General features: G+C 60.8%; 10 protein-coding genes. 5 read left to right on the top strand and 5 right to left on the bottom strand.

All coding sequences use genetic code 11. From position 1 onward, the window contains the following. Positions 1–217 precede the first annotated feature (217 nt). Positions 218–427, bottom strand: coding sequence for a hypothetical protein (locus BW989_RS08340; protein ID WP_076587307.1), 210 nt, complete (start codon positions 425–427; stop codon positions 218–220). Between the two features lie 398 nt (positions 428–825). Between BW989_RS08340 and BW989_RS08345 the strand changes: the two genes are divergently transcribed. After that, a complete protein-coding gene (locus tag BW989_RS08345) occupies positions 826–1806 on the top strand; it encodes an integron integrase (protein ID WP_076587914.1) in 981 nt (326 codons plus the stop codon). A 13-nt stretch (positions 1807–1819) separates the two neighbouring features. Here the strand turns inward: BW989_RS08345 and mfd are convergent, their stop codons facing one another. After that, positions 1820–5296: a transcription-repair coupling factor gene (gene mfd / locus BW989_RS08350; protein WP_076587309.1), complete on the bottom strand. Its 3477-nt coding sequence runs from the start codon at positions 5294–5296 to the stop codon at positions 1820–1822. 30 nt (positions 5297–5326) lie between these two features. After that, positions 5327–5905, bottom strand: a complete 579-nt coding sequence (locus BW989_RS08355) for a GNAT family N-acetyltransferase (RefSeq protein ID WP_076587311.1) — start codon at positions 5903–5905, stop codon at positions 5327–5329. Positions 5906–5946: 41 nt separating this feature from the next. Here BW989_RS08355 and BW989_RS08360 point away from each other — a divergent pair, with 41 nt between their 5' ends. Further along, complete coding sequence (locus tag BW989_RS08360) at positions 5947–6291, top strand: MmcQ/YjbR family DNA-binding protein (RefSeq protein WP_076587313.1); 345 nt, start codon at positions 5947–5949, stop codon at positions 6289–6291. Between the two features lie 18 nt (positions 6292–6309). Here the strand turns inward: BW989_RS08360 and BW989_RS08365 are convergent, their stop codons facing one another. Together BW989_RS08365 and BW989_RS08370 are read right to left on the bottom strand one after the other, a co-directional pair. After that, positions 6310–7251, bottom strand: a complete 942-nt coding sequence (locus BW989_RS08365) for a DUF808 domain-containing protein (RefSeq protein WP_076587314.1) — start codon at positions 7249–7251, stop codon at positions 6310–6312. A gap of 75 nt (positions 7252–7326) precedes the next feature. Further along, positions 7327–8181: a 23S rRNA (adenine(2030)-N(6))-methyltransferase RlmJ gene (locus BW989_RS08370; protein ID WP_076587316.1), complete on the bottom strand. Its 855-nt coding sequence runs from the start codon at positions 8179–8181 to the stop codon at positions 7327–7329. A 69-nt stretch (positions 8182–8250) separates the two neighbouring features. Between BW989_RS08370 and creB the strand changes: the two genes are divergently transcribed. The 3 genes from creB (at position 8251) to creD (ending at position 11871) form a co-directional block, all read left to right on the top strand. After that, the gene (gene creB / locus BW989_RS08375; RefSeq protein WP_076587317.1) at positions 8251–8934 is read left to right on the top strand and encodes a two-component system response regulator CreB; all 684 of its coding nucleotides are present in this window, start codon (positions 8251–8253) and stop codon (positions 8932–8934) included. Continuing rightward, on the top strand, positions 8931–10364 hold the full coding sequence (creC, locus tag BW989_RS08380) for a two-component system sensor histidine kinase CreC (protein WP_076587319.1): 1434 nt from the start codon (positions 8931–8933) through the stop codon (positions 10362–10364). Before creB ends, creC begins: the two co-directional genes overlap by 4 nt. 94 nt (positions 10365–10458) lie before the next feature. Further along, entirely contained in the window at positions 10459–11871 is a 1413-nt protein-coding gene (gene creD, locus BW989_RS08385) for a cell envelope integrity protein CreD (RefSeq protein ID WP_076587320.1), read from the top strand. The last annotated feature ends 18 nt before the right edge of the window (positions 11872–11889 follow it).

Here is an 11889-nt window from a genome sequence, read left to right on the forward strand (position 1 = left end):
AATGATTGCGACGGTGGCTTGAACTTTCATACACGATCTCCTTGACGTGGGAAATTCTCGGACCAGCGGCCTAACGCCTGAGTTAAGCCGACCTGTGTAGCGGCACGGCGATGTGGTACACGTTACCGCATAAGCCGGGCCGCGAAGCAGGTTCGGCTTGAACGAGTTGTTAGGCACCCAGCCACGAAAGATATAGAGCAGACGGATAGGGCATAACTCATGTTCGTGCTTTGAGTATCCAGCCCATGCGCTTGGCACCGAAAAAGATCGCTGTGGTCACCAACAAGATGGGAAGGATCAGCTTTCCGACCCGGTAGCCAAGCTCACCTGAGTTCGTATTTCCGGGCTCAAGGAATGTGAGCAGAACGGCTGTTGCTGCGATCACAGTAAAGAAGATTCCGACGAACCAAACGATCTTTTTGAGCATCCTTGCAATTCTCCTGGTGTGCCTAACGCCTAATCAATTTCAAACGGGCCGGATAGCACAGCGACTGTCCGGAGCTTTGAACTACATTGAATGCTAATCCTACCCAAAATCAAGCTTATCCCTACAGCTATGGGAATTGCACCAGCGGCATCCTAAACGTTATGCATCTAGGAGTGGGTGTAATGGAATTAGGGGCTCGGGACAGGGATGTAATACAGCTTTTTTGGAGGGGCCTAGGGTGGCTGGGGCGACGGGTTGAAGACGAGCGCGAGCGTTACGGGAGAAAGCCTCCCCGGAGCGTTGAGCTTAAGGCAGAGTCTGCGAAGTCGGAGCACAGCGATCGCAATCTGTTGACCGGTGAGCTCATTCCATCAAGAATGAACACGCATGGGCAGATGATGCGGCAGGCTGCCGAGTTCCAGCCGGAACTGTTCGAGCTTATACGCAGAAGGTTAAGGCGGCTGAACTATAGCAAGCGAACGGAGCAAGCTTATCTTGGGTGGGTGAGGCGCTTTATTGCAGCCAATCATCGCAAGCATCCTCGTCACTTGGAAGGTAGGGATGTCGAAGCTTTTTTGACCAATCTGGCTTCGAATGGTCAGGTATCGGCATCGACCCAAAACCAGGCCTTGGCAGCATTACTGTTCCTGTATCGGGATATCTTGAATGTTGACGTGCCATGGATGGACAAAATGGTGCGCGCGAAGCGCTCGCGTCGAATTCCGGTGGTGATGTCGGCAGATGAGATTCGCCGGTTGTTGGGGATGCTGGATGGCCAGCCGTGGCTGATGGCGGCGCTGCTCTACGGTACCGGTATGCGCCTGATGGAGTGTGTTCGGCTGCGCATCAAGGACGTGGATTTTGATCGCAATGAGATCGTGGTGCGAGATGGCAAAGGTGCGAAGGATAGGCGTGTCCCACTGCCGCAAAAGCTTAAGGAGCCGCTTCATCACGCAATAGAGCGGGCGCGTCTGTTACATGCGCATGATGTGGCGCGTGGGCTGGGGCGAGTGTGGTTGCCTGCGGCATTGGCGCGAAAGTATCTCAACGCCGAACTCGAATTAGGGTGGCAGTACGTCTTCCCTGCCGCAAAGCCGTCGCGGGACCCAAAAAGCGGAATGGTGCGACGGCATCATGTGGATGAGGCCATATTGCAACGTGCTGTCAAGAATGCTCGAGCGAAGGCGGGAATACTCAAGCCTGCGACCTGCCACACCTTGCGCCATTCCTTTGCAACGCATCTGCTTGAAGCGGGGCATGATATCCGCACAGTGCAGGAGCTCTTGGGTCATAAGGATCTGTCGACCACCCAAATCTACACCCACGTGTTGGGCCGCGGTGCTGGCGGCATCCTTAGCCCGCTTGATCGGGCGTTTTGACGTAGATGTCGAGTTACTTTGCGCGCATCAGTGCGAGCAAGCCACGTGCCGTCATCAGCCGTGCATCGGCATCAGGCAGGTCGAGCTCGGTGATGCGAAGTTTGTCGGGGCCATCCATTTTGTAGTGACGAGGTTGCCCCTGGATGAGACGGATGACCGACATCGGATCGACGTTGGGCTGCTTTTCGAATTGGACGCGGCCACCGTTGTCGCCGAGCTCGATCTTGCGAATGCCCAATGCAGTCGCTTCGAGTTTGAGCTCGGCGATGGCGAAGAGATTTTTTGTGGCATCGGGTAGCAAGCCGAATCGGTCGATCATTTCGACCTGCAATTCGCGCAGGGTCTCGGAGTCCTTGGCGGAGCTGATGCGCTTATACAGTGTCAGGCGCGTGTGGACATCTGGCAGATAGTCATCGGGAATAAGTGATGGCACGTGCAGCTCGACATCTGCGCCGCGGTGTTCCGTCGCATCGACATCTGGCAACTTGCCTTGTTTGATGGATTGCACTGCGCGTTCCAAGAGTTCGGTATACAGGCTGAAGCCGACCTCGGTCATTTGGCCGCTTTGCTCCTCGCCCAGCAGCTCGCCCGCGCCACGAATTTCCAGGTCGTGGGTGGCGAGGGTAAAGCCGGCGCCGAGTTCGTCCATCGAGCTGATGGCATCCAATCGCTTCCTCGCATCTTCGGTGATCGAGCGTCGATCAGGGATGACGAGGTAGGCGTAGGCGCGGTGATGCGATCGCCCGACGCGGCCACGCAGCTGGTGCAATTGCGCCAAGCCGAACTTGTCGGCACGGTTGATGATGATGGTGTTGGCGTTGGGGATGTCGATGCCGGATTCGATGATCGTCGAGGCAAGCAGCACGTTGTAGCGTTGGCGATGGAAGTCGAGCATTACTTGTTCGAGTTCACGCTCAGGCATCTGGCCGTGGGCGATGCCGATGCGGGCTTCGGGGACCATCTCTTCCAACTCGCGTTTCATCCTGCCGATGCTTTCCAAATCGTTGTGCAGGAAGTACAGCTGGCCACCGCGCGATAGTTCGCGCTGGAAGGCTTCGCGCATCAAGGCCGCGTCCCATGGCGTCACGAAGGTCTGGACGGCGAGACGATTCGCCGGCGGCGTGGCGATGATGGACAGATCGCGCAATCCGGCCATCGCCATATTGAGCGTGCGGGGAATCGGTGTTGCCGTCAAAGTCAGCAAGTGCACGTTGGCGCGCAAGGCCTTCAACGCTTCCTTGTGGCGGACACCAAATCGCTGTTCTTCGTCGACGATGACGAGGCCAAGATCCTTGAAACGCACGTCGGGTTGCAGAAGTTTGTGCGTGCCGACGATGACATCGATCTCACCCCGCTCGACTTTCTCGAGCGCGGCCTGGGTGTCCTTTTTGGATTTGAAGCGTGAGAGCACTTCTACCTTGAGTGGCCAATCAGCGAAGCGGTCTCGAAGGGTTCGGTAATGCTGTTCGGCCAGTAGCGTGGTGGGCACCAGTACGGCGACTTGCTTGCCAGCCGTTGCGGTGACGAACGCGGCGCGCACGGCAACTTCGGTCTTGCCGAAGCCGACATCGCCGCACACCACGCGGTCCATCGGTTGCGATGAAGACAGGTCGCGGATCACGGCTTCGATGGCCGCATGCTGGTCCGGCGTTTCTTCGAACGGGAAGCTGGCGGCGAAGGGTTCGTACATCGCACGATCAATGTCGAGTGCGATGCCGGAACGGGCGCGGCGCTTGGCCTGGATTTCCAGCAGTTCGGCTGCGACATCGCGCACCTTTTCTGCGGCTTTCTTCTTTGCCTTGGTCCATTGCTCGCCGCCGAGCGAATGCAAGGGTGCGGTCTCGGGCGATGCACCGGAGTAGCGCGAGACCAAGTGCAGCTGCGCGACCGGCACGTAGAGTCGGTCGCCTTTGGCGTATTCGATGTCAAGGTATTCGCCGCGTTCGCCACCGGCTTCGAGCACGATCAGGCCGCGGTAACGACCGACGCCGTGATCTTCGTGAACGATCGGGGCGCCTTCGGAGAGCTCGCCCAGGTCGCGGATGATCGCTTCGGGTTCGCGACCAGCACGCTTGCGTCGGCGCGGTTGCGCGGCGCGCTCGGGGAACAGTTGGCGTTCGGTGAGGATGGCACGCGCCGGCACCTCGGTGGCGAAGCCATCGTCGAGGGGGGCAACGGTGATGGTGAAGGCCGCGTCGTTCGCTGCATCCAGCGATCCGACTACATCAGGCTTTAGTTCGGCAGCAGCCAACACTTCCAGCAAGGCTTCGCGCCGACCGGGTGATTCGGCGGCGATGACCACCTGCCCGGAGAAACTCCGGAGGAAAGCCTTGAGCGCAGAACCAGCCTCGATGTGATGTTCGCTGAGCGGCAGATTGGGTACGGGCTGCACGCCCAGAAGCAGCGCATCGTTGAAGCGTGGATGGCCACTGCCGCAGACCTCGATGCGCTGGCCATCGTTCAAACGTTCTCGCAAGGAGACGGGCGTCAGGTACAGGGCTTCGGGCGGCAGCAATGGGCGCTCCGCATCGTGGCGACGTTGTTCGTAGCGCTCGCCGGTTTGTAGCCAGAACTTGTCGGCGGCTTCGTTCACGCCTTCACCCAGCAAAGGCAGCGTGCCCTCTGGTAAGTAGTCGAACAAGGTGGATGTGCGTTCGCCATCGCGATTCGGGGCGAAGAAGAGGGGCAGCCAGGCTTCGATGCCGGCGGGTGCGAGCCCGTTCTTCAAATCCTGATAAAGCACCGATTTGCGCGTGTCGATGCCGAAGTCATCGCGCAGGGCGTCCATCGCACGTTCCCGCGCAGCCTCGTCCATCGGTACTTCGCGGCCGGGCAGCAGTTGCACGGCATCGACCTTGTCAGCCGAGCGTTGGGTTTCCGGGTCGAACGCGCGGATCGAATCGATTTCATCATCGAACAATTCGATGCGATAGGGCGTATCGATGCCCATCGGATAGACATCCAGCAAGCCGCCACGCACGGTGAAATCGCCGGGATCGAGGACTTGGGGGACGTGGCGATAGCCGGCGGATTCAAGCCGACGCTTCTCGGCATCGAAATCCAGGCGATGGCCGACGCGGTAATCGAAGCTGCCACCCACGACATGCGTGACCGGTGCAAGACGTTGCAGCAGCGTTTGCACCGGCACGATGACGATGCCGCGTTTGTGCGAGGGCAACGAGTGCAAGGTCGCCAGTCGCTGCGACACGATGTCCGGATGCGGGCTGAAGCTGTCGTAGGGCAGGGTTTCCCAGTCCGGGAACGGCAGCAGCGGCAGGTCGGTGTCCGCACCCAGCAAGGTACGCAGGTCGGATTCGAGTTGATGGGCTTGCTGATTATCCGCGGCGACAAGCAGGATGGGCGCATCGTGTGCGCGTGCTGCCTGCGCCACTGCCCACGCAAGTCCCGAGCGCGTGCCGGGCGAGCGCCACCATGCACGGGCATGGCCCGAGCGAGGCAGGAAGGGAGTGAAATCAGGGATGGGCGACATCAGCCGCCCATTTTAACGCCACGGACGCGCTTAGGCAGGGGTGTCTTCGGTGTCGTCGTCGGGGTGTTGCTCGCGCAAGTCCAACATGATCCGGAACAGACCGGGGGTGTCGTGATCTTGCTGCCGAGTGAAGCCCAAGGATTCGCACAGGGTCAGCATCGGCGTGTTCTGGTCGAAGACGTCGCCATACAGGCGCTCGACCTTCTGCCCGCGTGCCCAGCGCACCAAACGCAGGATGAGATGACGGCCAAGGCCCATCGCGCGGATGTACTTGCTGACCAAGATGGAGAACTCGGCGTCGCGCGTGCCGGGCAGCAGGAAGACGCGGCCCACCGCGCCAACCAGGGCTTCACCGGCCGGGTAGGGCTCCGCCACGACCAGCGCAAACTCGGTGCGTGGATCGGGGTGGGTGAGACGTTGGACGTCGTCATCCGACAATTCCTGCACCGAGTGCAGGAAGCGGTTGCGGATTTCATCGGGTTCTAGCAAGGCGAACGAGGCCTTGAGCGGGCCGGCATCTTCAGGGCGGATGGGGCGGATGAGCACGTCGCGGCCATTGGGCAGGCGGATGGACTCGTGCCAAGGTGGTAGTCGATTGCGGGCAGCCATCCTTTTATCCTGCCACGAAAATTGTGAACGGGAGGTGGCACATGAATGTGGTGAAGGTGCGAAAGCTGGTTTCAGGCTGGCCCGGCGTGGAAGAGGATCTCAAATGGGGCTGCGACGTGGTCTGGTCGGTGGCGGGCAAGATGTTTTGTGTGCTGCCCGAGGATCAGCGCACCGGGCCTTGTTTCAAGGTGCCTGATGAGGACTTTTTGGCGATCACGGACCGCCCAAGCATCATCCCGGCGCCTTATCTGGCACGGGCCAAGTGGGTGTTGCTGGAAAACGGCAAGGCGATGCCAGAAGCCGAGCAGCGCGCCGCCATTCGCACCATTTATGAGCTGATCCGCGCGAAATTGCCGAAAAAGACCCAGCGAGAGCTGGCCGACTGAGCCGGCGGGGTGGGTGCCTCAGTGCGCGACGGCGGGCTTGCGGCGCAAGCGACCGATGCCCTTCACCACGGCCAGGATGATCGCGCCGGCGATCACGCCCACGGCGGCATTGGCTAGGTTCGTCCACAGCCAGCCGGGCGGGAAATGACCGATTTCCTCGACCCAGTGATGCAGGGCGGGGATGCCGTGAACCAGAATGCCGCCGCCGACAAGGAACATGGCCGCGGTGCCCGCCCAGGACAGGAACTTCATGAACTTGGGCGCAAACCACAAGATGCCGCGACCGATGGCGCGGCTGGCCGATCCCGCCCCTTCGCGGGTCAGGCGCAGGCCCAGGTCATCCAGCTTCACGATGCCGCCGACCAGACCATAAACGCCCACGGTCATGATCGCGGCGATGGCGATCAACACCGCGACCTGCTTGCCAAAGGGTGCGGTAGCGACGGTGCCCAGGGTGATGACGATGATCTCGGCGGACAGGATGAAATCGGTACGGATCGCGCCTTTGATCTTGTCCTTCTCGAACGCGACCATGTCGGTCGCGTCGTCATTGACCGCATCGACCAACTCCGCGTGGTGCGCTTCGGTCTCCTCGGGTTTGTGCAGGAATTTGTGCGCTAGCTTTTCCACCCCCTCGTAACAGAGGAAGGCGCCGCCGATCATCAACAACGGCGTGATCAGCGGGATGTTGATGCCTTGAGCGTGCAGCCACCGCTCCAGCGCGGCGATGGCCAGCGCTGCCGGCACCAAGATGGCCTTGTTGACCATCGATCCCTTGGCGACGGCCCACACCACCGGCAGTTCGCGGTCGGCCTTCACGCCGGATACCTGCTGCGCGTTGAGTGCCAAATCGTCGCCCAGCACGCCGGCGGTCTTCTTGGTGGCGACCTTGGTCATCACCGACACGTCGTCGAGCAGGGTGGCGATGTCGTCGAACAGGGCAAAGAAACTGGAAGGCATGGGTTTGGTCGAGTGCTGGCGTAAGCGCCGGATTCTGACACACGCGGGTGTGTGGGTGATGTCGTCGCGAGGGGCTCAGGCCGGTGCGCGCAGCCAGTCGATGCGGGCTTCGCCTTGGCCCTCTTCGCCCAAGGTACGTGCCAGCGACTTCAGCGTGGGCGCCAATGCCTTATCGAACTGCCATGGCGCGTTCCAGATCACCAGGCCGCTGCCGTTCATGCGCAGCGGGGAGTCGTCGGGACGCACTTGCAGCTCGATGCGCAGCGCGGACTTGGCGGGTACCGAAGTGGCCCGGCGATAGAAGCGCGCCAGTGTTCGTGCCTGCTTGATCGGATACCAAAGCGCGTATACACCTTGCGGCCAGCGCGTTGCGGCATCGTTCAACGCATGCAGCACGGCGTCGAACTCGGCCAATTGCGCTTCATAGGGCGGGTCGATGAGGACGAGGCCACGGTTGAGCCGAGTCGCGCCATCCTTGGGCGGCAGCAGTGCCTTCATCGCCGCGTAGCCATCGCGGGCGTGCGCGATGACGCGTCGATCGCGGGCGAAATTTTGCTTGAGTGCTTCCGCTTCCTCAGGATTGAGCTCGCAGACGGCGATGCGGTCTTCCTCCCGCAGCGCGTGCGCGAGCAACCAAGGTGAGCCAGGGTAGGCAGTGTCGCCATGCGCGGCACGGCAGGCGGCGATGGCGTCCAGATACACATCAATGGCCGGATCCAGCCCGCGCGCGAGTCGGCCCACGCCGCCATCGGCCTCATGGGTACGCTGTGCCTGCTCGCCGTCCAGCGCATACAGGCCGCGCCCAGCATGGGTGTCCAGCGCAAAGAGCGGGGCGGGTTTGGTGGTCAGTGCCTCGCATAGGGCGAGCAATGCGACGTGCTTGAGGACGTCGGCGTGGTTGCCGGCATGGAATCCGTGACGATAGTTCATCGGCACATTCTGTCACCGACTTCGCATCGACCACACAAATCATTTGCCGCGCGCGGTTAGGATGCGGTCATGCCGACGATTTTGATTGCCGAAGACGAAAGCGCCATCGCCCAGACCGTGCTCTACGCACTGCGTGCGGAAGGTTGGCAGGCCGAGCATGTCTTGCTGGGTGGCGAGGTGCTGCCGCGCCTGCGCCAGGGTGGCATTGACCTGGTCATTCTGGATGTCGGTCTGCCCGATGCCAATGGCTTTGACGTCTGCCGTGCGTTGCGCGCGGAAAGCGCAGTGCCGGTGATCTTCCTGACGGCGCGCGATGGCGAGGTGGATCGTGTGCTGGGCCTGGAATTGGGCGGCGATGATTACGTGCCCAAGCCGTTCTCGCCCCGTGAGCTGGTGGCGCGGGTGCGTGCGCGATTGCGTCGGGCGACGCCGGTAAATGAAGGTGGCTGGCGGGTGCATGGGCGATTTGGCATTGATGAAGCCGGGCATCGCATTCGTTTCGATGAGCGCGTGCTGGACCTCACCCGCTACGAATACGGATTGTTGGCCACGTTGCTCGTGCGGCCCGGCGCAGTGCTGACGCGCGCGCAACTGATGGATCGTGTGTGGGGTGATGCACTCGATAGCGGTGACCGCACGGTGGACACGCACGTCAAGACCGTGCGAGCGAAATTGCGTGAGGTCGATGGTGCGGCCGACCCGATCCATACCCATCGCGGCTTGGGCTATTCGGTAGATGTAGGCACGGCATGAGGGTTGGCCTGCGCGTATTGCTTGGTTACTTCGCCATCGTCGCATTGACGGGCGTGTTGCTTGCGCAGGTGTTCGTGCAGCAAATCAAGCCCGGTGTGCGCCAGGCGATGGAAGACACGCTCATCGACACAGCCAACCTGCTGGCCGAACTAGCCTCGGATGACATGAAATCGGGGCATTTGGCCGATGGCCGATTTGCTGCAGCCGTGGCCGCGACGCAACAGCGCGATGTAGGCGCGGATATCTACGGCTTTGACAAACTGCGCACGTCGTATCGCATCAGCATCACCGATGCGCGTGGCATCGTCATTTATGACAGTGAAGGGCGCGATGTCGGCCGCGATAATTCAAAATGGAATGATGTAGCGCGCACCTTGGCTGGCGAATATGGCGCGCGCTCCAGCCCGGAAACGCCCGGCGATACTGAAAACACGGTGATGCACGTCGCCGCGCCGATCTTCGACCAAGGCAAGATCGTCGGTGTGTTGACCGTGGCCAAGCCCAATCGCACGGTGGCGCCCTTTATTCAGCGCAGTCAACAAAAAGTGCGCGATGCAGGCATCGGGCTGCTGATCGCTGCCTTGGCGGTGGGGATCGCAGTGGCGTGGTGGATTTCCACCCAGTTGGGGCGCTTGCGCCGCTACGCCGATGCGGTGACACGCGGCGAGCGCGCCGACGTGCCGGAAGCACATGGTGAGTTTGGTGTGTTGGGGCAAGCGTTGGCCACGATGCGCGAAAAGCTTGAGGGCAAGCAGTACGTCGAAGCCTATGTGCATGCGTTGACGCATGAATTGAAGAGTCCGTTGGCCGCGATCCGTGGTAGCGCCGAACTGTTGGATGACGATGTGGAAAGGATGACGCCCGCGGAACGCGCCCGCTTCATCGGCATCATCGGCGAACAAGGCGACCGCTTGGCGCAGATGGTGGATAAGCTGCTGGCGCTGGCATCGGTCGAGCATCGTCAAAGCATCGAATCCCCCAAGGCGCTATCGGTAGCGGATTTGGTGGATGAGGCTGTGAGCGATCTGTCGCCGCGCGCACGCTCTGCGAATGTGGTGCTGGATGTGGCATCGATTGATTCGGCGCTCAGGGTCGAAGGAGATGCCTTCCTGTTACGCCAGGCGATCGGCAACTTCATCGACAATGCGATTGATTTTTCGCCGGATAATGGACGGGTATCCATCGATGCCGTCAGTGATGGAGTGCATGCGCTGATCCGTGTGCGTGACGCCGGCCCCGGAGTGCCCGAGTACGCGAAGGCACGGGTATTCGAACGATTTTATTCATTGGCGCGCCCTGATGGCAGTAGCCGCAGCAGCGGGCTGGGCCTGCCCTTCGTAGCCGAGGTCGCTGGGCTGCACGGCGGCAGTGCCACGTTGGAGAACATCGACGGTGGTGCGCAGGCATCGTTGTCCTTGCCTGTGCTTTGACCGCACGCTTCACCGCGACTTCACCGCAGCCGCATCCTCCCGCCATCTTCAACCTCCACGCTGGCCCTGACTTAATCAGGGACAGGGGTGCGACATGCGGTTATGGATCAAGATCACGATGGTGGCAGTGATGACATTGGCCATACTGATTCCGTTGGCGATGGTGCGTGACGTGATCAACGAGCGGCAACGCTATCGAGACGAGGCGGTGGCCAGCATCGCATCGGATATCGGACGCGCGCAGGTATTGGCCGGCCCTGTGCTGATCGTGCCTTATACCGAAACAACGGTGCGCCAAGTCAACGATGCCGATGGTGGTACGAGTCAGGTGAGCGAACGTCGCGAGCGGCAGTGGACCTTCTTCCCGGAACAATTGCAGGTAACGGGTGAGCTGTCCCCCGATGTGCGCAAACGCGGCCTGCACGCGGTGCGGATCTACGAATGGAAAGGCGACATGCGCGCGAAATTTGATGCACGCCTTCCGGAGGATGTTCCCGCCGGAAGTGAGCGCACCATCGGTCAGCCGTTCCTGTCTTGGGGCATTTCAGACGTGCGTGGCCTGCGTGGCACGCCGTTGATCGAAGTGGCAGGCAAGCCGATCCGAGCGGAACAGGGTAGCGGTGTGTTCAGCGAAGCTGCATCCTCCAATATTCCGGAGGAGCAAGCCGAGCGTGCGGTGGCGAAGGCGGTTGCCGCGGCGACCGCCTCGTCAGGTTCAGGTTTGCATGTCCGGCTTCAACCTATGCAAGCAGGTGAAGACTTGCGTTTTGACACGCGTCTGGCACTAACTTTGGCAGGCTCCGAACGTTTTGGCGTGCTGCCAATCGGTGCACGTAATGACCTGAAGTTGAAGTCGGTCTGGCCGCATCCCAGCTTCAGTGGTTTGTTGCCCAAGCACGACATTCGCCCCAATGGATTCAACGCGAGTTGGCAGATAGATTCGCTTGCCACCAACGCACAGCAGCGCTGGCTGGATGGCGTTTGGCAACTGGATGAAAGCGATGTTGCGCGCGTGTCGTTGATGGATCCGGTAAATCCCTATGTCCAGGCTGATCGTGCGACCAAGTACGGCGTGCTGTTTGTGGTGCTGACCTTTGTCGGCTTCTTCATGTTCGAGTTGATCAAGCAAGTGCCCGTACATCCGATCCAGTACGCGTTGGTAGGGCTGGCGATCTCGATTTTCTTCCTTCTTTTGGTCAGTTTGTCGGAGCACATATCGTTTGGCTGGGCCTACATCGCCGCGGCGCTGGCCTGCATCGGATTGATCGGCTTTTATCTCAGCGCCGTCTTGCGCAGTCGTGCGCGTGGCCTTGGTTTTTCCGTGATGCTGGCGATGCTGTATGCCGCCCTGTACGGATTGCTGGTGCTGGAAGACAACGCCTTAGTGGTAGGTGCGGGGCTGCTGTTCGCTATCCTGGCGGCGATCATGATCGCAACGCGCAAGGTGGATTGGTATGCCTTGGGTGGCGGCAAGATCTCGTTGCCTTTTACCAAGGCTGGCGAGTAAGTCGTGCCTTTGCGGCGC

It is taken from the genome of Solilutibacter tolerans, assembly GCF_900155935.1.
Classification (GTDB): domain Bacteria; phylum Pseudomonadota; class Gammaproteobacteria; order Xanthomonadales; family Xanthomonadaceae; genus Solilutibacter; species Solilutibacter tolerans.